The organism is Deinococcus marmoris (assembly GCF_001949125.1).
Taxonomy (GTDB): domain Bacteria; phylum Deinococcota; class Deinococci; order Deinococcales; family Deinococcaceae; genus Deinococcus; species Deinococcus marmoris_A.
This window is the reverse complement of sequence record NZ_MSTI01000145.1, coordinates 38575-58623: the sequence shown is the minus strand read 5'-3', so window position 1 is coordinate 58623 and position 20049 is coordinate 38575. Positions and strand designations below refer to the sequence as shown.

Genomic DNA, 20049 nt, shown 5'->3' with positions numbered 1-20049 from the left:
AATTTCCCGCTTTGTATCAGGGCATCTTCAACACGCACCACGGTTCGCTGAACCGTGGCCTCATGGACACCCCAGTCCTGGCCGATGTGAAACAACGTGCGGTACTCGCGCCAGAACTCCAGCGTCATCAGGAGTTGCGCTCCCAAAGAGAGTGCAGGTGGCCGTCCAGATTTGACTTTGTTGGCATGGCGTTCTTGCAACACGGTCTCCATCTCTAGAAATGTTTCAGGGTACACACCAGTGCGACGGCGAAAACTCGTGCGATTCAGCTTCAGGGCCTGATGATATTTTAGCGTGCCAACCATCCCCTACCTTAGCGCACGACTTTCGCAAGAGGTCTTCTGAAAAAACGCGACAAAATCCGGTTGATGTTTGGTGTACTTCGCTGGGCTTGCCGGTGCGCCTGCTGTGGCGCTGGGCGCGGGTGAACGGCTGGCCGGTGAAGGTGCGCGGTGGTAGCAGTGGACGCGACAAACCGCACAACCCTCGCACCTCTGGCATGGTTCAGTTCAGGTGAGACACCGGGCCGCGCCCATCGGGGCTGGGATAGTCGAAGCCCAGGACTGCGCACACCGTCCGGGCGTCTTCCGGTTCAAGCCGGACGGTGTGCGCGTCAGGCGTCCCTACGAGCAAGCCCAGGAAGGCCGAGCCGTCAGGCAGCGGGGTAAAGCTCACCTGTGCGCGGCTGACTTCGTAGAACTCTCCCCCGCCCATGCCCACGCGCACCATGTGGCCGGGCATCTGTTCCACGTACTGGGCCGTATTGACAGGCAGCGCCTCGTGTTGAACAGCGAAAAGCTGCGTTGTCAGGTGGGCCGCGCGGGCGTAGGGGTACGGGCCGGGCGTCAGGGCCTCCAGCACGGCGGTGGTGAGGTCTTCCGCTTCACCGTCTTCCAGATGGGGCGCGGCCTCCAGAAGGTGCGCCACCGTCCACCATGCGGCCAGTTCTCCAGCTTCCAGGGTGCGCCCCTGTTCACCGGCCCAGGTGGGCAGCATGTGGCGATTTGAAAAGGCCAGATGCAAGCCTTCGACGGCCTTTGGGGGAAGGGGCGCGGTGGCCGCCTGGCACTTATCCACGGCCCACAACCGGGCGCGGGTGAGGGTGGCCCAGCCGTCTCCCATGCCGGGGCGCTGGGCGTCTTCGAGCAGCGCATAGAGGCCAGAGGCGGCATACGCTAGGACGTTGAGCGCCGTGGCGTGGGCGCTGGGCAGGCGCGGCCCGGCAACATCTGCGGCAAAGGATGAAAAGCAGTGGCACAGATCCTCGATCCGCCCAGCCACCCGCCCAGCCGTGGGCAGCATGCGGGCATAGGCGCGGGCGTCAGTGACGGCGGCCTGATCTGGCGTGAGGCCGTTCAGGAAATGAATCGGGCTGTTCTCGTCTACGGTCATGGTGTGGCCTTCCTTTCGGGGGAGTGATGGGGGTGCGTTTCGTCTGCACCCCCGGTGCTGGGGCGGTGGCTGCTATCGGCCCGCTATGGCCTCGTCGATCACAGCGGCGGCGGCGGCCTCAGCCTCATCACAGTCACGGTAGAGCGCGCCGTCCGGGTTCCAGAAGTGACCCTCTAGCGCCAGCAGCGAGCCGAGCGCCCCAGCTCCAACACCGGCCCCCTTCCAGTGTCGCGCCCAGGCCAGAACGGTGGGATAGATCAGCGCGTGAAGGTGGTCTGCGGCGGCGTTTTCGAGGGACACGCGGGCGGCGCAAGTGGGGCAGAGAATGGCAGGACGGCCCAGGCCATACGGCTGGGGCAGATGGGGAACCGGTGCGGCACAGGACTCGCATCTATCGGCGCGGGGCTGGGTGCTGCGGGCGGTGGGGGTGAATGTGGTCATGGTGGAACCTCCAGAGGGCAGAGAGGGCGAAGGGCTGGGCGTGTGGGGAGGTTGTAACCGGGCGCTACAACCTTCAGAGGGTGAGGGAATAGGTGGAGCTGGCGACACTTATTCGGGAGAGTGGGCGGGAAGTTGCTCAACAGGTGAACAACCTCCAGAGGGTGTGATTTGAAATCACACCCTAAGTTGAACTTAGGCCGTCATGCCCCACTGACCGCGCGCGTAATCCCGCACCGTGTAAGCGTCCTGGGGGCTGAGGGCGGCCAGTGAGGGAACGGGGCGGCCCAGGGCATCGGCGGCGGTCTGGTAGTGGTCCTTGAATCCGAGGCGGCTCAATTCGCGGTGAAGGTTGCAGGCGGCGGGCTTGCCGAGGGTGGGCAGGACTTCGGCCAGCAGCTCCAGGCGATCCGCATTCCTCAGCAGCCGATCTGCGGCCAGCACGTCCACCGGCTGCCCATTCACTTCGGCGCTGAAGCCCTGGCCGGTGCGGCTGATGGTGACGGTGTAGACGGCGGTGGACGTGACCACGCTGCACTCGCGGTAGGTGGTGTGGGCTGCCCAGGTGCGGGAAAGTGCGGGGGTTGTGGTGGGCTGGGCGGTATCTTGCATCTTGATTCTCCTGTGAAGCGGGGGAGTCAGATGGGGACGCTTTTTCTTAGTCGGAGTGGCGTCCCTTCTCTGCTGACCTAAGTATGACACTCACTAACATATATGTCAACAGCTAGCATATGTGTGCTAATGTCATGTCATGGAAGACCTAGCCGCCCAACTCCGGCAAGCTTTGAAGGATCAGGGCATTACTCAAGCGCAGCTCGCCCAGCAGCTAGACACTACTCAGCCGGTGATTAGCCGCACTCTGCAAGCCTCAGTCCTGAATGAGCGCAGTCATTGGCCCGCCATCATTGACACCCTGGGCCTGGAGATCGTGATTCAACCCAAATCCAGCAGCTAACCGCCCACTCTGGTATGTAGCTGCACCATTGCACCAAATCGTTTTTAACGTGCTGGACAGCGTGAAATTAGGGGCAGGACAGTTTGCACCAAATCGAGTTTTGCACCAATTCAGGGAAGGTTGACCACATGGCGAAGAAAGCAGAGCAGCCCACAGTGAAGCGGGGCAATGGGCGCGGCAGTGTCCGGCGCTTGCCGTCTGGGCGCTGGCAGTGGCGGGCCAGTGTCGAGCTGTCCAACGGGGAACTCATGCGGGCGGCTGGGACGATGGACACCAAAACGGAGGCAGAAGAGGCGCTGAGCCGGGCCAGGACGGACGCGGCGCGCGGTCAGTTCTCCGTGACGGAGAAGACCACGCTGGGCGACTATCTGGAAGCGTGGCACGCGGTCAAGAAACAGAGTCAGGCGGCCACCTACGCCCGCAGTCACGAAAGCATGATGAATGTCCACATCCTGCCCAGCCTGGGCAGACGCCGCCTATCGACGATCACGCCGCGCGATCTTGAAGCCTTCTATGCGGGCCTCACCTATCAGGATGAGCGGCGCGGCGAAGGATTGAAGGGCGTCAAGCCGCTGGGCGATTCCATGAAGCGCCTGATTCACAACATGCTCTATCAAATGTTCTCGGAAGCGGTGCGGCATGGCGACCTGCCCAGGAATCCGGCAGACGTGGCCCGGCCCAAATACACGCGGGAAGCGGCGCGCGAAGTGACAGTGAAGGCGTGGACAGAAGAGGAGGCGGGGCGGTTCTACGCGGTGGCCCGGCGTGACCCACGCGGCGCACCCTTCTGTTTCATGCTGGCGACCGGCCTGCGGATCGGGGAGGCGCTGGGCCTGCGCTGGGAGAATGTGGAGCTGGGCGAGGAATCCGCCCTGGTCCATATCAGGGAAAGTCTGGTCAGCGTCAATGGGCACGCCCACCGGACCACGCCCAAAACAGCACGGTCACGCCGGACGGTGCGCGTGGCTGGGGACGCCCTGGCGATCCTCAAGGAACAGCCGCAGAAGGTGGCCCTGGATATGGAGGCCCAGGCCGCGCGCTATACGCCCAGTGACGCCGTATTCACGAACTCGAAGGGCGGGGCGATTCTGCCGGACACGGTGTATAGCTTCATGCGGCGGCTGTGTGAGGCGGCAGACGTGCCCTACAAAGGGACGCACGTTCTCCGGCACAGCTTTATTTCAATCCAGGGGCAGCATGGGCGGCCTGTCGAGGTCATCTCTGCCCATGTGGGCCATGCCCGCGCGTCATTCACTCAGGACAGATACAGGACGGTCTTCGAGAAGGAACGTGAGGCCCTGACGCTGGACTTTCCCGCACTCATTCCAGACTCAGAAAGGACGCTATGAAAAACCCGTTGGGCACGCGTTGGGCATGTAGGGCAGTTGGGCACGGCTTAGGCCGTCAGCACCAAAGGAAAAAACCCCGTCTAGGACGGGGTTTAAACTTGGTGGCCAGAGCCGGACTTGAACCGGCGACCCAACGATTTTCAATCGTTTGCTCTACCAGCTGAGCTATCCAGCCTTGCTTTCCCCACGGGGGAGAAAACAGTGGCGGTCCGGACGGGATTTGAACCCGCGACCTTCTGCGTGACAGGCAGATATGCTAACCGCTACACTACCGGACCAATACTTTTTCTGGTGCTTGATTGTCATTGTGCTGCCCACGAAAAGCAGCGGGGTTAAGGATAGCCGCGCTCTGGGAACTTGTCAACAAGCACAGCAGCCCTGCGGGCAGATTTCAGCCGGGGCCAGGTCAGAAGGGAACGGCCCGCACCGCCTGAAGCGTTCCGTCGCCGGAGTCGCCAAGCATCAGTTCCAGGTACTCGCGGGCGTGCAGGGCATCGATCATGGCGAAGCGGTGGTCCTGGTCCAGCAGGATGCCGTCATCGATCTGGGTGTGGCCGTAGACCCCGAAGTCCAGACCCGCCATCTCCACATATTCCGGCGTGTCACGGAACCAGTGCTTGGTGCTGCGGTCCGCGTAGAACAGATCGTCGTAATGCGTATGGGCGGGCAGGGGCGAGACGTGAGAGAACTGGACCGCCCCCACCCGCAGTTCGCGGGGAAACCCAGCGATCCAGTTCCGCAGATGCTCTGGCAGCAGGACGCCGCCGCGCTCGGGATCGAATTCCAGATGCACCAGACCGCCGCTGGTCCCCAGGGTGTAGCTGCCGTTCAGCACGGCGTCGTCGTGGTTGCCCAGCAGGATGTGAACCGCGTGCGGCGCGGCAGCCTGATAGGCCCGCAGAAGGTCCAGTTGCGCCGCCTGATTGCGTGCGGCCAGCAGCAGATGTTCCGGGTCATACATATCGAAACGCGGCAGACCAGTCAGCCGGGCGTACTCGCGCTCGTTCTTGGGATGGACCAGATCGCCGATGATCACCACCTGAAACAGTCCAGCCTGCACCGGGGGCGTCGGCAGGAACGCGCCGTCCACGCAACTCGCGGCGCGCAGGGCGGACCACAGGGTTTCAAAATCGGCGTGTACGTCGCCAAAGGCCATGAACTTACGCATCTGGAGTGCAGTTTACTAGGCATGGAGGCGGATTGGACAGGCCATCTGGCAGGCGTGGTCAGGGACACCAGACATGAAAAATCCCCACCATCCAGAAGTTCAGATGACGGGGAACAGATAAAGTCGGAGACAGGATTACAGATTGACGGTTTCGTTGTTGCCCATGTCGCCGCGCTTGCCCGTCACTGCGCCTTTGGCCAGCTCGTACAGCGCCTTGACCTTGCCGGGACCTTCCCACAGCTCCGCGCCGTGGGTGCTGATCTTGATCAGTTGGACGTTGGGATCTTCCTTGCCGCCCTCGAAGTAGGTCTTGTAGAAGTCGCTCCACAGCTCGTCCAGCTTGGCGCGGTCCTCGACCAGTTCGGCGGTGCCGGTCAGGCTGACATAGTTGCTGTCGTCGGGGTTGGAGTAGCTGACATTCACCTGCGGGCGCTGGCCCATGTCGTGAACGCCCTCGGTGTCCTTGCCGCCAATAAACCACAGATCACCGTCATACTCGGTCTGCTGGGTGGTCATGGGCCGGGCGTGCATATGACCGCTATCGGTCACGGTGGTCAGCATGGCGAACTTGACGTCCTTGATGATGCTGGCAATATGCTTGATGGATTGTTCGCGGGTCAGATCGTCGCTCATAGGGGTCACAGTGCCACGCTCGGGACGGGGGCTGTGAAACGCTCCGCACCGTCTAAATGAGAGATCAAGGAACCTAGCAGAGAGCTTAAGCACCGCCGCCCTGGCCAGTCAGGCTACGCCGCCGCCTGCTGCCCCTGATGCGCATTGTCCGGCACCTTGCGGACCAGCAGCACGCCCGCGATAAAGAACAGCGCCGCGATGCCGAAGACCAGCGTGTAGCCGAAGTTGCCGCCCCGCGCGTTGCCCCAGTCCAGCAGCGCTCCCTGCGGCGCACTGCTCATCTGCGGCGCGACGAAGGCCACATGCCAGATGCCCATGTCGCGGGCGTAGCTGCTGGCGCTGGGCATGGCGTCGCTGCCCAGCGCCCAGTCCACGCTGGTAAAGGCCCCGAAACCCAGCCCGAAGAACAGCGCCAGGGCCAGTGCCACCGGGTAATTGGGCGCGACGAGCAGCAACAGTGCGGCGGCGGCCATCGCCCCGCCCGCCACGTAGATCACCGGCTTGCGGCCCACCCGGTCACTGATGCGCCCGCCAATCAGCGCCGAGACGATGCTGCCCACGATAATGCAGGCCAGCATGATGCTGGTGCTGGTGGGGGCGTCGGCCTGGCGCAGCACGTCGCGGTTGTAATACTGGAGGAACGGCTGCACGCTGTACTGTCCCAGCGAGAACAGCACCCGTGTCAGAAAGACCCACAGGAACGCCTGATACGCGAACAGTTCCCGGATGCTCAGCGTTTTGCCCCCGGCAGTTGCCAGCGGTTTGGGGTTTTTGGCTTCAGGAATACCGCGCATGGTGACCAGGGCGGGAATGAGCAGCACCACGGCGATCAGCACGAACGACACGATCACAGGCAGCTTGAGAATCCCCACCGCGAAGGCCGCCACCGCGCCCAGCAGTTGCCCCGCCGCCTGAAGCAGCGCCATCACACCGCTGTAACGCCCACGCTCTTTGGGCGGCACCAGTTGCGGGATCAGGGCCGAATACGGCGCAGTCGCGTAATTGTTGCCGAACTGGACCAGCAGGAAGCCCAGCACGTAGACCCAGAAACCGTTCATGCCCGTCAGGGTCATGGCGGCGAAACCCATCACCGCCAAGCCCACCAGATTGACGGCCACGCCCAGCCGCATGTACGGCAGCCGCCGCCCGGTGCGGTCACTGTGCGCGCCCACCAGCGGCGGCAGGATCAGCGCCATCACCGCGCCAATCGCCACTAGTGCGCCCAGATAGGTACCCTTGCGCGCCTCGCCCACGAACATTTCCACGTTGGCAGGCATCAGGATCAGCAGCAGCACCAGCCAGTGGAAGGCCGTGCCGAACCAGAAGGCGGACAGCACCCACGGCTGGGGCGGATGGGCAGTTTCGGAGGTCATTGCGCGAAGTATAAGCGCGCCGTGAAGGGATCAGCTTCAGACTGGAACGCGGCTGAGATGGCGCGGGACCCCGTTGTCTGCGCGAGTGTCGTGCCCGGAAAAGATGCCCTCCACCAAGGGATTGTGGCCAGCGCCTCATGGGATCTCCGCTCCCCGGCACACAATGGGGGCCATGCAGCAACGCAAACTCGGCAAGAATGGTCCCGACGTCTCTCTGGTGGGTCTGGGGTGCAACAACTTCGGGGGCCGACTGGATCAGGCCGCCACCAACGCGGTGGTCAGGGCCGCGCTGGATCACGGCATCACGCTGTTCGACACCGCCGACATCTACGGCAATCAGGGTGGCTCGGAAACCATGCTGGGCAAAGCGCTGGGATCAGAGCGCAGCAACATCATTCTGGCCAGTAAGTTCGGGATGGACATGGGCGAGGCGGGCCAGGGGGCCAGACCCGAGTACATCCGTAAGGCGCTGGCCGCCAGTCTGAAGCGCCTGGGCACCGACTATCTGGATCTGTATCAGCTTCATAAGCCGGACCCCCAGACACCGCTGGCCGACACGCTGGGCACGCTGCACGAACTGGTGCAGGCCGGGCAGGTGCGGGCCATCGGCTGCTCCAATCTGGACGCGGCGGGGGTGCGGGAAGCGGCACAGATCGCAAAGGACCAGCATCTGACTCCATTCATCTGCGCCCAGGACGAATACAGCCTGCTGGTGCGGGACGTGGAGGCCGAATTGCTGCCCACCCTGGAAGAGTTGGAGATGGGCCTGCTGCCATACTTCCCGCTGGCGAGTGGTCTGCTGAGCGGCAAATACGGCCCGGACAACATTCCCGAGGGCACGCGCTTCGCCTCCTCGCAGGGCGCGCAGGACAAATACATGACGCCGGACAACTGGCGCAAGGTGCAGGCGCTGGAGAAGTACGCCCAGGCGCACGGCCACACCCTGCTGGAGCTGGCCTTCAGTTGGCTGGCCGCCCAGCCCACGGTCAGCAGCGTGATCGCCGGGGCCACCAGAGCGGAGCAGATCGCCCAGAACGTAAAGGCGGCAAGCTGGGCACTTGACACCTCTGAAGTGGAGGCCATTCTCAAGGGCTGACCTGGCGCGGCAGTGGACAGATAGATCAGGGGTGACGGATAACGCTGAGTGATTCAGACAAGTCTCTCATGTTTGGCTTTGCGCTGATTTTCGCAAGATGTTATTTTTCTCTGACCGCGCTGGGACGGCGTTTGCGGTGCCCCCCTCCCAGCCTCTCGCGGTGCGAGCTGTACCAGTCCCCCGCAAGGAGGGAGGAGCCGAAAACGCCGTTTTTATCGGTATCATCGCTTTTGTGAGAGATCTCTGCATCACCCAGGGCAGATAACGGGCTGGCCTTTCCCGTAAAGATTCGCTCTGTTTCGTGCAGGGCAACTCCTCTCCGTGAAGACACCTGGACGCCCGTTCGGATTTCCAGGTGTTGCCGATACCTTCCATCAGAGGAGAACAGGAGTCTGCACGACATCGCAGACTCCCGTTCTCCTCGGGTGAGCATTGTTTTGGTGGTTCGCCCTCAACTTTCCAGCTTGCCGGTAGCTGCCGTGTCCACGAACCAGACCGGGTCATGGAGACGTGCTACAGGATGGTCCCCGCGCCCCGCCTGCACGTCGGCCAGCGCTTCGGCTTTCTTGCCGCCAGCCACCAGCAGCCAGCGCTGACGGGCCGCGTTGATCTCGGGAAAGGTCATGGTGAGTCGCCCCGTGTCCTGCTGCGGCACCCAATTGGCCACCACACGCTCGCCCGCATCCAGCGCCGCCGTGCCGGGGAACAGACTGGCAGTGTGGCCGTCATCGCCCATGCCCAGCAGGTTCACGTCCAGGCGTTCGGGCAACAGGGCAGCGTAAGCGGCGGCGGCCTCTTCCAGTGGGCGGCGTTCGCCTTCCATCCGGTGAATCTGGGAGGCGGGCACCGGCACATACGACAGCAACTCGCGCTGCGCCGTGCCGTAATTGCTGTCCTGGCTCTCAGGGCCGACGCTGCGTTCATCCCCGAAGTAGATGTGGACGGCTTTCCAGGGAATGTCCGGCAGATCACGCAGGGTGGCGTACATCAGCCTGGGTGTGCTGCCCCCGGAGAGGGCCACATGAAAGGCTCCGCGCGCCGTCACCGCTTCCCGCGCCGCGCGGGCGAATGCCTCGGCAGCCGCGTCCGCCGCCGCCTGGGCTGTGGGAAAGACGCGCAGATTCATGGCTGCCCCCTTCACAGCGTCGCCCCCCTCACAACGTCGCCTTGGCCAGTTTCCAGGCGCGTTCAAACATCTCGCCGCGTTCCGGGCGGGCCATCACGCGGCCCAGGCCCTCGGCCAGCGACATGGTGGGCACGTTGACCTCCGTCACATGCTTCTTGTCGTCCCAGACAGATTCCACGCGAACAGTCTCGGCCTCACCCGCCGCCAGCGTGAAGCGCACGCCGTCGCCGGAAAGTTCCACGCCGCACAGATCGCCGTTCTCACGGCCACAGCGGGCCGCCTTGAACTCGACATTCTCCAGATTTTTCCAGCCCAGCGTGTCGGCTACGAATCCGGCATACAGGCGGGCAGGCAGGTCCTTGCCCCCGGCGTAACGCACGGTCAGGTGGTCTACGTTGGGCAGTTGCCGGGCAGCGTCGGGACTGTCGAAGACCTGGGCCAGCGCCTCACGCCAGCTCGCAGAGCGGCTCCAGCCCAGATCGGCCAGGGCGTAGTGCCGGGCCGGGGGAATGTCCAGCGTCAGGCTGTCCGCGATCACCTGATCGGCAATGTCGGTCAGCTCCCGCATCAGCAGACCCTCGGGCTTGGTGTCCGAACCCCACCAGACGTGGTTGACGGTGGCGGGGCGCAGCAGCGGAAGAATCGCGCCCTGGAGCTGCTCGGTGCTGGCGTCGATGGTCAGCCGCTCCACGAACGCCCCCCGGCGCTGAGACACCAGACTGGCGTGGACCATCAGATCGTCCGTGCCGTCCATCACGCCGATGATCTGCCGCCCGGCATACCGGCCTTCCAGGCCCGCCAGCGCCTCCTGCACGCGCTCCAGATGCTTGCGGACGGTCAGCGCGATGATATTGCCGGTGTAGGCCCGCGTTTCCACATTGGTCTGGGACCACAGTTCGTCCAGTGTGATCTGCGCCTTGCGGACGCTGGTCTCGACGGGGCCGAGGGTGGGGGCGGTGGGGGCAGCCGTCACAAGCGCCTCCAGCGGCGGCCCTCGCCGATCAGCGTCTCGGCTTCCTCGGGTCCCCAGGTTCCGGCGGCGTAGTTGGGGAAATCGGGGGTCTGGCCCTTGCTGGGGCGCACGTCCCAGGCTTCCAGAATGCCGCTGACGATCTGCCAGGCGTGGTCCACCTCGTCCTCGCGCGGGAACAGCGTGGCGTCGCCGATCAGGGCGTCCAGCAGCAGACGGGAATACGGGCTTTCCAGTTGCGCGCCGAAAGCGTCATAGCGGAAGTCCATGACCACCTCGCGCAGCACCATTTCCTGTCCGGGGGACTTGGAGCTGAATTTGAGGCTCACGCCCTCGTCGGGCTGGATGCGGAAGGCCAGCACGTTGCGTTCCAGGCCGCCAGGGAAGATGCCCAGCGGGGCGCGCTTGAAGACCACGGCGATCTCGGTGACCTTCTTGGGCAGCCGCTTACCGGTCCGCAGGAAGAACGGCACGCCCTGCCAGCGCCAGTTGTCGATCTCCAGCTTGACAGCCACGTAGGTGGCGGTGCGGCTGTCGGGCTTGACATCGGGTTCCTCGCGGTAGCCGGGCACCTTCACGCCGTCCATGCTGCCCGCACCGTACTGACCGCGCACCGCCACCTCCTTGACCCGGCCCAGTGGAATGGGCTTGACGGCCCGCAACACCTTGGTCTTCTCGTCGCGGATAGCGTCCGCGTCGAAGGCGGCAGGGGCTTCCATCGCGGTCAGCGCGAACAACTGCATCAGGTGGTTCTGGAGCATGTCGCGCACGATCCCGGCTTCCTCGTAGTACCCGGCGCGGCCCTCCAGCCCCAGGTCCTCGGAGGCCGTGATCTGCACATGGTCCACGTAGCCCCGGTTCCACAGCGGCTCGAAGATGGCGTTGCCGAAGCGGATCGCCATCAGATTCTGCACTGTTTCCTTGCCCAGGTAATGGTCAATCCGGTAAACCTGCGACTCGTCCCAGGTATCGTGGATGGCCGCGTTCAGCTCGCGGGCACTCTCCAGATCGCGTCCGAAGGGCTTCTCGATCACCAGTCTGCGCCAGCCCTCCGACTGATCGGACAGTCCCAGGCGGCCCAGGCCATTGCTGATCGGCTCGAACAGGCTGGGCGGCGTGGACAGGTAGAACAGCGCGTTCTTGCGCCCGCCGTGCGCTTCCTCGGCGCGGTCCAGCTCCTTGCCCACCAGCTCGTAGACCTCGTCGCCGCCAAATTCGCCGAATTCGTAGTACAGCAGTTCGCGGAATTTTTCCAGGCTGCCGGGCTGAATGGCGTCCGTTTCCTTGCTCTCCTGAAGGGCCTTGATCGCGTAGTCCTTGAACTGCTCGTCGGTCATCTCCTGACGGCCCACGCCCACGATGTTGAAAGCACTCCCGAGCAGGCCGTCCTGCCACAGCCCGAAGATGGCAGGCAGCAGCTTGCGGCGCGACAGATCGCCAGTCACGCCGAAAATGACCATCGTGGCCGGTTCGGGCGCGCGGCTGCGGCGCATGGTGGTGCGGAAGGGGTTCTGACCGTCTGCTCCCGGTTTGCCCGTGGATTTGCGCGGCCTGGCGGCAGCTTTGGAGGGCGTTTTTGCTTTCGGTGCGGCCTGTGCCACGCCCACTTTCTGCGAGGCGGCCTTTTCCTTCACGGCCCCCTTTGTGGCGGCGGCAGAGACTTTTTTGGTGACAGGTTTCTTTGGCGTGGCCCCTTTGGGGGCTGGCTTGGACGGCTTCTCCGGCTCCGCCGCCTTCTTGCCGCGTTTCGCGGTCATTTGTCGCCCTTAACGCGTTCGTGGCCCGTTTCACCCAGTTGTTCTTGCATGGAACCGTCGCCCTGGTTTTTTCCCCTGGAGGACGGGATGTTTTCCGGCGCGGCCACGCTGGGGTGATCCCCTGGCTGAACTTCCGGCACGAAGCCTTCCTTCTTGGGGGTTTCCAGGGTCTTGACCGCGTGACCGCCGAAGGCCCGGCGCATGGCCGAGAGCATCTGCCCGGCGTAACTGGTTTCCTGCTGGCTGCGGAAGCGCATCTGCGTGGCCAGGGTCATCACCGGGGTGGGCACGCCCTGCTCGATGCTGTCGATGATGGTCCAGCGTCCCTCGCCGCTGTCGGCCACGTAATCCGAGAGCTGATCGAAATCCGCCGAGTTCTTGAGGGCCTCGGCGGTCAGGTCCAGCAGCCACGAGCGGATGACCGAGCCGTAGCGCCACAGTTCGGCGATCTGGGCCATGTCCAGCCCGAATTCTTCCTTGTGGCGCATCAGCTCGAAGCCCTCGGCGTAGGACTGCATCATGCCGTACTCGATGCCGTTGTGGACCATCTTGACGTAGTGCCCGGACCCCGACGGCCCCATGCGGCCCCAGCCCTGGGTGGGCGTGGGGGCCAGCACTTCCAGCACCGGGCGCATGCGCTCCACCGCTTCCTCGTGGCCGCCCACCATCATGGCGTAGCCCTCGGAGAGGCCCCAGACACCGCCGGAGGTGCCTACGTCCACCATATGAATGCCCTTTGCGCCCAGTTCCTCGGCGCGGCGCATGGTGTCCTTGAAGTTGGAGTTGCCGCCGTCCACCACGATGTCGCCGGGGGCCAGACGGCCCGCCAGATCGTCGATCACCGACTGCGTGATCTTGCCGGACGGCACCATCACCCACACGGCGCGGCTGCCGGGTTCGCCCAGCGCCGCGATCAATTCGTCCACCGTGCGTGCGCCCTTCGCGCCCTGCTTCTCGATCAGGGCGACGCTGTCCTCGCTGCGGTCATAGCCCACCACTTCCTGGCCGCCGCGCGTCAGGCGCAGAACCATGTTGCCGCCCATCTTGCCCAGGCCGATCATTCCCATTTTCATAGCGTTTACCTCCGGGTACAGGAACCGCTTCCAAAAATCCTCTCCAGCGGTTCCCAACGTTGCTCTCACTTTTCAGAAAGCATGATACGCGCGCCCTTTCTTGGGAGAAACTTGGGATGATCTTCATTGCGCTGTGCCTGGCCTGTTTCACGGCGCTGAGCGTGTTTCAGGGGGCAATAGCCCACCGCTGGGGGTGATAACTTGACCGCATGACCGCCCTTTCCCCTACCTCACCTGCCCGGGCATTGGAAACACAGATGTTGGACAAGGCCGCGCGCGGCGAACGCCTGAATGCCGCCGAGATCGAGGCGCTGTATGGACTGCCGCTTCCAGAAGTCGCCGGAGTCGCCAACGCCCTGCGCCTGGACCGCCGTGACCCGGACACCGTGACCTTTCTGATCGACCGCAACATCAATTACACCAACGTCTGCAACGTCGGCTGTAACTTCTGTGCCTTTTACCGCACCAAGCGCCAGAAGGACAGCTACACGCTGGATTACCAGGAGATCAGCGCCAAGATCGTGGAGCTGGAAGAGGTGGGCGGCACCCGCATTCTGATGCAAGGCGGCGTGAACCCGGAGCTGGGGCTGGACTATTACACCGGGCTATTGCGCCACATCAAGGCCAACCACCCCACGATCCGCATCGACGCCTTCTCGCCCGAAGAAGTGCTGTTCATGGAAAAGAACTTCGGCCTGAGTCTGGACGCGCTGCTGGACACGCTGATCGAGGCCGGGCTGGACGGGTTGCCCGGCGCAGGCGGCGAGATTCTGGAAGACGATGTGCGTGCCCGCGCCGCCCCCGCCCGGATTCGCAGCGAGGACTGGTTCCGCATTATCGACGCGGCGCAGAGCAAGGGGCTGTATACGATTGCCACGATGGTGATCGGCTTCGGCGAGACTTTCGCCCAGCGCACCAGCCACCTGCTCAAGCTCCGCGAGCAGCAGGACAAGGCCAACCACGATTACGACGGGAACGGCTTCTCGGGTTTTGCCATGTGGACGCTACAAACCGAACACACCCGCCTGCACGGCAAGGCTCCCGGCGCAACGGCGCACGAGTACCTGCAACAACTGGCCGTGGCCCGCATCGCGCTGGACAACTTCGCCAACATTCAGGCGTCGTGGCCCGCGCAGGGCTTCAAGGTGGCGCAGGCCGCGCTGTATTACGGTGCCAACGATCTGGGGTCCACCATGCTGGAGGAAAACGTGGTCTCGGCGGCGGGGGGCGGCGGACGACACAAGGCCACCGTGCGCGAGCTGGTGCGGATCGCGGTGGACGCCGGATTCACCCCGGCCATCCGCAACAGCCGCTTCGAGATCATCGAATGGCCCGACGTGCAGGCCGCACTGGGCCGACACGAGTCCAACCCCGAAGAAGCCCGCGCGGTCGGGGCGGCTGGTTAAAGAGTGCTGGCGCTGGCCGTCGTTATCTGTGAGAGCGGTCCAACCGAAACGCAGGAGCATTCGCTCCCGTCCACGCGGGTTTCAGCCGAGGCGGAGGCCGGGGAACTGCTGGTGCCCGAAGACCCCAGCCCCTGGCAGGCCGAGGCCCGCTTCATGGTCACCAACGCCGACGAACTGCTGGAACTGCTGGAAACCTCGGGCGTGTCGGGCCGCCCACACCCCCCGCAACTGAGTACGCTGGTCAGCGCCGATCTGCTGTTCGAGGACGGCGACATCACCGGGGAAACCTGGCTGATGCGCCCTGATCTGACCCGGATGCGGCCCCACGCCTTGCCGGAATTGCAAGGACGGATCGACGCCTGGGACGCCTTCGCGGGGGCGCTGGAAAACGCCGGGCAGGCCAGTCGCCTGATCATCTGGTTTATCCGCTGATCTGATCCGTTTCACCGTTCAGCAGCAGTTCCATGAATGCCAAGTCCAGCCAGCGCCCGAACTTGTACCCCACCTGCCGGAAATGCGCCACCTGCACGAAGCCCAGCCGCGCATGAAAGGCCAGACCGCCCGCATTATCGGCGGCCACGCCGCCCACCATGACGTGAAAGCCCCTGGCGCTGGCATCTTCGATCAGTGAGGTCATCAGGAGCGTTCCCAGGCCCGCGCCGCGCAGGCCGTCGCGGATATAAACGCTGTGTTCTACCGTGCCCGCGTAACCGGGCTTCTCGCGGAAGGGGCCGTAGGTGGCCCAGCCGATGACCTTGTCTGCTTCCTCTAAAACGAGAATCGGCCAGCCCGCCGCCCGCTTATGGTCAAACCACGCCAGCCGGGTGTCCAGTGAAACGGGTTCGAGGTCATACGAGGCGGTGGTGTGCAGCACGGCATGGTTGTAAATCTCCAGCGTGGCGGGAACGTCGGCGCGGGTGGCGGGGCGAACGACGGGCGACATCAGACCTTGAGATCGTCCGCGCTGCGGGCGTCCGCCGATTTGCCAAAGCGGTCTTCCAGAAAGCGCTTGTGGGTCAGCATCTCGCGTCCGCCCGCCATCAACGTGGTGTCGATGATGCCCTGCACCGCATCCAGCAGCAGGTCGAGCTGTTCGCGCAGCAGATCGCGGCCCGTCTTGCCGTCCTCGATGATGGCCGTGTCGGCACGGGTGCGCGGCAGCTTCAGGTAGGCGTTGACGGCGGTGGGCACGTACTCCTCGCGGATGGCGCGTGCTAGATACTCGGCTTCGCTGCCCTGCTGCCCCAGCCCGTGCAGGTGCGTCAGCGCTTCCTTTGTCCGCAGGTTCAAAGCGATCAGTTGCGCGCGGGCCTCGCCGGGCAGACGGCTGTCACGCATCCAATCCGTATAGGGTTCGGGAGCAGGCGTGGCAGTTTTGGAGGGGTGGACTTTGCCCTGGGGAACGGAGGCGGGCACTTTCTCCTTCTGATTCGGCCAATGACGGGTGAAGGAAAAGCCCCCGGCATGTTCGGGCAGTTCGGCAGGTGACTTGCCCTCTTCGGCGGGTTTGCTGGCCCTACCCATGAACGAGAAAGCGGCGGTGAACAGCCAGATCATGAACATGATCGCCAGCGGGTAAATCATCCAGCTCGCCCCGCCCAGCATGAAGAATCCTGATGCCACCAGCGCCGCCAGCAGCGCAGGCCAGCGCTTCTGCCAGTGGCCGAACGCGGTGGCCCCGAAATAGCCCAGCAGCATCCCCGCCGCCGGATGTACGTCCCAGCTAGCACCCAGCACCGCCAGCAGCAGCAACAGGGATGAAGCGAAGGCCACCGCTTCCCACTGCCGCCCGCGCCCCGAAAACAGGACCGAGGCGAACAGGGCCAGCGCCATTCCCGCCGCCGGGTGGACGATCCAGGCCATGGCCTCTAACACGTCGATTGTCCTGCAACGAACATGCCCCAGCCTACCCCTCAGCGCCGCGTAAGAAATGGGAGCGCCGCTTGGGAGATGGAAAGTGAGGTGAGAGAAACCCGCCTCTAAAGATTGCACCGCGTTCAATTTCAGCCATTGACCCGGCCATTGCGTCTAGCCTGTCCAGAATGAAGACAACCGCATTTCTGGGCCTGGGCGCGATGGGTGTGCCGATGGCCGCCGCGCTGGCCCGCCACGCCGCCGAAACGGGCGGGCGCGTCCTGGTCTGGAACCGCCATGCTGAAAAGGCCCAGGCCCACGCCGCCGAGTACGGCACGCAGGCCGCCACCCTGGAAGAACTCGGGCAGGCCGGGCTGATCTTCACCTGCCTGCCCACCAGCGCGGACGTGGACGAGGTGATCGGGCAACTGGAGACGCACCTCAAACCCGGCACGGTCTGGGTGGACTGCACCAGCGGCCACCCGGACGCGGCACATTCACAGCGCGCGCGCCTGCTGGAACGCGGCGTGCGGTTTCTGGACGCCCCGGTCAGCGGTGGGGTGAACGGCGCAGTGGCAGCCAACCTGACCGTGATGCTCGGCGGCCCGGCGGATGAGGTGGAGGCGGTGCGCGGTGAACTGGCCTTCGCAGGCAAGATCGTGCATGTGGGCGATACCGGGGCGGGTTTCGCGGTCAAGGCGGTCAACAACGCGCTGCTGGCCGTCAATCTGTGGGCGGCGGGCGAGGGACTGGCCGTTCTCGGCAAGGGGGGGGTGGATCTGGGCGCGGCGCTGGAGGTCATCAACGCCAGCAGCGGGCGCAGCAATGCCACCGAGAACCTGATCCCCGCCCGCGTGCTGACCCGCGAGTTTCCGCCCACCTTCGGGCTGGGGCTGCTGGCGAAAGATACGGGCATTGCGCTGGACGTGGTACACGCGGTCAAGGGCAGCGCCCCCGTACTGGCGCAGGTGGACGCCCTGACCCGCGCCGCCGCGCAGTTGATCGGCCCGGATGAGGACCACACCGCCATGCTGAAATTGGTGGAACAGATGAACGCACAGGAGATCAGATGACACAGGAAACCGGAAAGCCACCCCAGAAACAACACTTCGCCGTCGCCACCGATGGAGGGCTGGACGCCTTCGAGGGCCTGAACAACGCCGTGCCCGTCGCCCCCTTCTCCGTCAACTTCGGCGACAAGAGCTTCCGCACCGACGAGATTTCACGCGCCGATCTGTTCAGGGAACTGGAAACCAACCCACAGCACCCCACCAGCAGCCAGCCGACGCCGCAGGAATGGGCCGACGCTATCCGCGAGGCCACCGCGACAACGGCTGTGCCGCAGGTGCTGGCCGTGACCATCAGCGCGGGCCTCAGCGGCAGCCGCAACGCCGCCGATCAGGCCAGGAGCGTCCTGGAAGGCATTGATGTTCGCCTGCACGATTCCGGCACCCTCAGCGCGGCGCAGGCGTTTCAGGTGCATGCCGCGCAGACTGCCGCACTACGGGGCGAGTCGCTGGAGACGGCGCTGGAATGGGTCCGTGCCGTGCAACAGGAAACTGAACTGTATTTTACCATCGAGACGCTGGAATACCTGCGCCGGGGCGGGCGCATCGGGCGGGTGCAGGCCACGCTGGGCGGGCTGCTGAACCTCAAGCCCGTCATCACGGTGGACAAGGCGACGGGCGCGTACACCAACGTGAGCCGCGCCCGCAGCTACAAGGGCGGCATCGAGGCGGTGGGCCAGCAGGTCACCCGAACTTACGGCGAGGGCACGCCCCTGCGCGTGGGCCTGCTGTACGGCACGGTGCGCGAGGACACCGACATGCTGCTGGAACAACTCAAGGGGCGGCATCCCATCGTGTGGTCCGGCGCAGTGGGCATCAATCCGGTGTTGAATGTCCACACCGGGCCGCGTGCGCTGGGTGTGGCGGCAGCGCCGGGCGAGTGGCCGTGGGAGCGGGAAAACCAATAACTGGCTGGGTTCAGGACTGAGCAAACGGAAGAATCCCATCTGCGGCGCTCTCCCCTTTCAGCCAGCCCAGCACGGCGGCGCGGGCCTCGGGGCGAAAGCCGTAGGCCAGCAGAGCGGGCGAATCCACGTCCAGCACGGCGTAGGGGTTGTACAGCGAGATGTGGAGGTCCGGCTGGGCACCGATCAGGGCCGGGTGAAGATGGCGGGCGATGGTGGTCAGGATGACCGGATTTCCTGCGGCGCGGGCAGCATTCCAGTCGATCCCATCCGGCGTCTCGAAGGGCATGAGGGTGACCTCATAGACCTTCCCCAGTTCGTGGGCCAGCGTTTCGGCGTCCGCTCCGGCCTCGCTGACGGTTTCGCGCACGGGCTGGCGGTGGGCGATCAGGGTGATGCGGGAGCCGGGCTGTGGGGCGACGGGTTTGCGATAGGCCGTTAACCCCCGCGCCCAGGCCCGGCGAAACAGCTCGGCGTCATCCTGTGGATTCAGCGAGTTGTCTGCCCCCGCTGGATACTGCTGGGCCAGCCTGTGCAACCGCTCCAGACTGGCCTCCATTTGCGGGCGGTTCAGGCGGCCCTCCAGCGCCGCGCCAATGGCCTCCAGCGTCGCCACCTGCGCTTCACGGCGGCCCAGGGCCATCACCAGATCAGCGCCAGCCTCCAGCGCCAGCACCCCGGCCTCGCCGCGCCCGTAGTTGTCGTCGATGGCCTTCATGCCCATGCTGTCGGTGACGGTCACGCCCTCAAATCCCCATTCCTGCCGCAGCACTCCAGTCAGAATCTGGCGGGAAAGGGTGGCCGGGTACTGCTCATCCAGTGCGGGATAAATGATGTGGGCGGTCATGACGGCGGGGGTCTGGGGCAGCAGGTCACGGAAGGGGGCCAGTTCGGTGGCGTCCAGTTCCGCGCGGGTCCTGTCCACGCGCGGCAGGGCCAGATGGCTGTCCACACGCGTGTCGCCGTGGCCCGGAAAGTGCTTGACACAGGCGGCCACCCCCGCCGCCGCGTAACCAGCCAGCGCCGCCCGCCCGTGCCGCGTGACCAGGGCCGGGTCCGCGCCATACGCCCGCTCACCAATGACCGGATTGGCCGGGCTGACATTCACGTCCAGCACGGGCGCAAAGTTCCAGTTGATGCCCACACTGCGGAGCTGACGGGCCAGAGCCGCTGAAACGTCCTGTGTCAGTGCCGTGTCGTTCGCCGCACCCAGGCCCATGGCAGACGGGGCGAAGGGCCAGAACTCGGGGCGAAGGATCGCGCCGCCCTCGTGGTCCAGGGCGATGAGGGCGTCCTCGCCCAGCACTTCACGCAAGTCGGCGCACAACTGGCGCAACTGCCCCGCCGACTCGATGTTCTTGCCGAACAGGCACACGCTGCGGACGCCGTACTTTCTGAGGTGTGCGGCAGTGTCGGCGTCCAGCACGGGGCCGGGAATATCCACCATCGCAAACGCGCCGGGTAAGGGTTGGGCAGTCATGGACCGC

Annotated in this window: 21 protein-coding genes and 2 tRNA genes; 7 read left to right on the top strand and 16 right to left on the bottom strand. The window is 64.7% G+C overall.

Going from position 1 to position 20049, the window contains the following annotated elements; genetic code table 11:
* The 4 genes from BOO71_RS27255 to BOO71_RS20915 all read right to left on the bottom strand — a co-directional run.
* The coding region (locus tag BOO71_RS27255; RefSeq protein ID WP_175607336.1) for a helix-turn-helix domain-containing protein at window positions 1-212 on the bottom strand (212 nt) is incomplete at its 3' end.
* Between the two features lie 292 nt (window positions 213-504).
* Complete coding sequence (locus tag BOO71_RS20925; RefSeq protein WP_075835682.1) at window positions 505-1392, bottom strand: hypothetical protein; 888 nt, start codon at window positions 1390-1392, stop codon at window positions 505-507.
* A gap of 72 nt (window positions 1393-1464) precedes the next feature.
* Window positions 1465-1833, bottom strand: coding sequence for a hypothetical protein (locus tag BOO71_RS20920; protein ID WP_075835680.1), 369 nt, complete (start codon window positions 1831-1833; stop codon window positions 1465-1467).
* A 192-nt stretch (window positions 1834-2025) separates the two neighbouring features.
* Window positions 2026-2442, bottom strand: a complete 417-nt coding sequence (locus tag BOO71_RS20915) for a hypothetical protein (protein WP_075835678.1) — start codon at window positions 2440-2442, stop codon at window positions 2026-2028.
* A gap of 139 nt (window positions 2443-2581) precedes the next feature.
* Here BOO71_RS20915 and BOO71_RS20910 point away from each other — a divergent pair, with 139 nt between their 5' ends.
* Window positions 2582-2785 (top strand): helix-turn-helix domain-containing protein, encoded by a 204-nt coding sequence (locus BOO71_RS20910; protein ID WP_075835676.1) that lies wholly within the window; start codon window positions 2582-2584, stop codon window positions 2783-2785.
* Window positions 2786-2913: 128 nt separating this feature from the next.
* Window positions 2914-4134 (top strand): tyrosine-type recombinase/integrase, encoded by a 1221-nt coding sequence (locus tag BOO71_RS20905; RefSeq protein ID WP_075835674.1) that lies wholly within the window; start codon window positions 2914-2916, stop codon window positions 4132-4134.
* 99 nt (window positions 4135-4233) lie between these two features.
* Here the strand turns inward: BOO71_RS20905 and BOO71_RS20900 are convergent.
* The 5 genes from BOO71_RS20900 to BOO71_RS20880 all read right to left on the bottom strand — a co-directional run bounded on the left by BOO71_RS20900 (window position 4234) and on the right by BOO71_RS20880 (window position 7308).
* Window positions 4234-4309: transfer RNA gene (locus tag BOO71_RS20900), tRNA-Phe, on the bottom strand.
* A gap of 27 nt (window positions 4310-4336) precedes the next feature.
* A tRNA-Asp gene (locus tag BOO71_RS20895) sits at window positions 4337-4412 on the bottom strand.
* A gap of 128 nt (window positions 4413-4540) precedes the next feature.
* Window positions 4541-5302: a metallophosphoesterase gene (locus BOO71_RS20890; RefSeq protein WP_075835672.1), complete on the bottom strand. Its 762-nt coding sequence runs from the start codon at window positions 5300-5302 to the stop codon at window positions 4541-4543.
* A 135-nt stretch (window positions 5303-5437) separates the two neighbouring features.
* Window positions 5438-5935, bottom strand: coding sequence for a pyridoxamine 5'-phosphate oxidase family protein (locus BOO71_RS20885; protein ID WP_075835670.1), 498 nt, complete (start codon window positions 5933-5935; stop codon window positions 5438-5440).
* 113 nt (window positions 5936-6048) lie between these two features.
* A complete protein-coding gene (locus BOO71_RS20880; protein ID WP_075835668.1) occupies window positions 6049-7308 on the bottom strand; it encodes an MFS transporter in 1260 nt (419 codons plus the stop codon).
* A gap of 172 nt (window positions 7309-7480) precedes the next feature.
* Here BOO71_RS20880 and BOO71_RS20875 point away from each other — a divergent pair, with 172 nt between their 5' ends.
* Complete coding sequence (locus BOO71_RS20875; RefSeq protein WP_075835695.1) at window positions 7481-8404, top strand: aldo/keto reductase; 924 nt, start codon at window positions 7481-7483, stop codon at window positions 8402-8404.
* 451 nt (window positions 8405-8855) lie between these two features.
* Here BOO71_RS20875 and pgl read toward each other — a convergent pair whose 3' ends face one another.
* The 4 genes from pgl to gnd are packed head-to-tail and all read right to left on the bottom strand — an operon-like array spanning window position 8856 to window position 13330.
* Window positions 8856-9530 (bottom strand): 6-phosphogluconolactonase, encoded by a 675-nt coding sequence (gene pgl / locus BOO71_RS20870; RefSeq protein WP_075835666.1) that lies wholly within the window; start codon window positions 9528-9530, stop codon window positions 8856-8858.
* A gap of 28 nt (window positions 9531-9558) precedes the next feature.
* Complete coding sequence (locus BOO71_RS20865) at window positions 9559-10503, bottom strand: glucose-6-phosphate dehydrogenase assembly protein OpcA (protein WP_075835664.1); 945 nt, start codon at window positions 10501-10503, stop codon at window positions 9559-9561.
* Window positions 10500-12257 carry a glucose-6-phosphate dehydrogenase gene (gene zwf / locus BOO71_RS20860; RefSeq protein ID WP_075835662.1) on the bottom strand — a complete coding sequence of 586 codons (1758 nt, stop codon included), beginning with the start codon at window positions 12255-12257 and terminating at the stop codon, window positions 10500-10502. The genes BOO71_RS20865 and zwf overlap by 4 nt, the downstream gene beginning before the upstream one ends.
* Window positions 12254-13330 (bottom strand): phosphogluconate dehydrogenase (NAD(+)-dependent, decarboxylating), encoded by a 1077-nt coding sequence (gene gnd, locus BOO71_RS20855; protein ID WP_075835660.1) that lies wholly within the window; start codon window positions 13328-13330, stop codon window positions 12254-12256. Before gnd ends, zwf begins: the two co-directional genes overlap by 4 nt.
* A 209-nt stretch (window positions 13331-13539) precedes the next feature.
* On the opposite strand from gnd, the gene mqnC reads away from it, so the two are divergent.
* Window positions 13540-14736 carry a cyclic dehypoxanthinyl futalosine synthase gene (gene mqnC, locus BOO71_RS20850; RefSeq protein ID WP_083653696.1) on the top strand — a complete coding sequence of 399 codons (1197 nt, stop codon included), beginning with the start codon at window positions 13540-13542 and terminating at the stop codon, window positions 14734-14736.
* Between the two features lie 111 nt (window positions 14737-14847).
* Window positions 14848-15168: a hypothetical protein gene (locus BOO71_RS20845; RefSeq protein WP_139323094.1), complete on the top strand. Its 321-nt coding sequence runs from the start codon at window positions 14848-14850 to the stop codon at window positions 15166-15168.
* On the opposite strand, the gene BOO71_RS20840 is transcribed toward BOO71_RS20845, so the two are convergent.
* On the bottom strand, window positions 15158-15679 hold the full coding sequence (locus BOO71_RS20840) for a GNAT family N-acetyltransferase (protein WP_075835654.1): 522 nt from the start codon (window positions 15677-15679) through the stop codon (window positions 15158-15160). The genes BOO71_RS20845 and BOO71_RS20840 overlap by 11 nt on opposite strands.
* A complete protein-coding gene (locus tag BOO71_RS20835; RefSeq protein WP_254843236.1) occupies window positions 15679-16599 on the bottom strand; it encodes a hypothetical protein in 921 nt (306 codons plus the stop codon). Before BOO71_RS20835 ends, BOO71_RS20840 begins: the two co-directional genes overlap by 1 nt.
* Window positions 16600-16778: 179 nt before the next feature.
* Here BOO71_RS20835 and BOO71_RS20830 point away from each other — a divergent pair, with 179 nt between their 5' ends.
* On the top strand, window positions 16779-17663 hold the full coding sequence (locus BOO71_RS20830) for an NAD(P)-dependent oxidoreductase (RefSeq protein ID WP_075835652.1): 885 nt from the start codon (window positions 16779-16781) through the stop codon (window positions 17661-17663).
* Complete coding sequence (locus BOO71_RS20825) at window positions 17660-18565, top strand: DegV family protein (protein WP_075835650.1); 906 nt, start codon at window positions 17660-17662, stop codon at window positions 18563-18565. The genes BOO71_RS20830 and BOO71_RS20825 overlap by 4 nt, the downstream gene beginning before the upstream one ends.
* A gap of 10 nt (window positions 18566-18575) precedes the next feature.
* Here BOO71_RS20825 and nagZ read toward each other — a convergent pair whose 3' ends face one another.
* On the bottom strand, window positions 18576-20042 hold the full coding sequence (nagZ, locus tag BOO71_RS20820; protein WP_368482890.1) for a beta-N-acetylhexosaminidase: 1467 nt from the start codon (window positions 20040-20042) through the stop codon (window positions 18576-18578).
* Window positions 20043-20049 lie beyond the last annotated feature (7 nt).

Coding starts and splice junctions, on each gene's coding strand:
- pgl (WP_075835666.1), bottom strand. CDS start 9,530: ATGAATCTGCGCGTCTTTCCCACAGCCCAGGCGGCGGCGGACGCGGCT.
- BOO71_RS20830 (WP_075835652.1), top strand. CDS start 16,779: ATGAAGACAACCGCATTTCTGGGCCTGGGCGCGATGGGTGTGCCGATG.
- BOO71_RS20905 (WP_075835674.1), top strand. CDS start 2,914: ATGGCGAAGAAAGCAGAGCAGCCCACAGTGAAGCGGGGCAATGGGCGC.
- BOO71_RS20840 (WP_075835654.1), bottom strand. CDS start 15,679: ATGTCGCCCGTCGTTCGCCCCGCCACCCGCGCCGACGTTCCCGCCACG.
- BOO71_RS20825 (WP_075835650.1), top strand. CDS start 17,660: ATGACACAGGAAACCGGAAAGCCACCCCAGAAACAACACTTCGCCGTC.
- BOO71_RS20925 (WP_075835682.1), bottom strand. CDS start 1,392: ATGACCGTAGACGAGAACAGCCCGATTCATTTCCTGAACGGCCTCACG.
- gnd (WP_075835660.1), bottom strand. CDS start 13,330: ATGAAAATGGGAATGATCGGCCTGGGCAAGATGGGCGGCAACATGGTT.
- BOO71_RS20915 (WP_075835678.1), bottom strand. CDS start 2,442: ATGCAAGATACCGCCCAGCCCACCACAACCCCCGCACTTTCCCGCACC.
- BOO71_RS20880 (WP_075835668.1), bottom strand. CDS start 7,308: ATGACCTCCGAAACTGCCCATCCGCCCCAGCCGTGGGTGCTGTCCGCC.
- BOO71_RS20910 (WP_075835676.1), top strand. CDS start 2,582: ATGGAAGACCTAGCCGCCCAACTCCGGCAAGCTTTGAAGGATCAGGGC.
- BOO71_RS20875 (WP_075835695.1), top strand. CDS start 7,481: ATGCAGCAACGCAAACTCGGCAAGAATGGTCCCGACGTCTCTCTGGTG.
- BOO71_RS20835 (WP_254843236.1), bottom strand. CDS start 16,599: ATGGCCTGGATCGTCCACCCGGCGGCGGGAATGGCGCTGGCCCTGTTC.
- BOO71_RS20920 (WP_075835680.1), bottom strand. CDS start 1,833: ATGACCACATTCACCCCCACCGCCCGCAGCACCCAGCCCCGCGCCGAT.
- BOO71_RS20885 (WP_075835670.1), bottom strand. CDS start 5,935: ATGAGCGACGATCTGACCCGCGAACAATCCATCAAGCATATTGCCAGC.
- BOO71_RS20890 (WP_075835672.1), bottom strand. CDS start 5,302: ATGCGTAAGTTCATGGCCTTTGGCGACGTACACGCCGATTTTGAAACC.
- zwf (WP_075835662.1), bottom strand. CDS start 12,257: ATGACCGCGAAACGCGGCAAGAAGGCGGCGGAGCCGGAGAAGCCGTCC.
- nagZ (WP_368482890.1), bottom strand. CDS start 20,042: ATGACTGCCCAACCCTTACCCGGCGCGTTTGCGATGGTGGATATTCCC.
- mqnC (WP_083653696.1), top strand. CDS start 13,540: ATGACCGCCCTTTCCCCTACCTCACCTGCCCGGGCATTGGAAACACAG.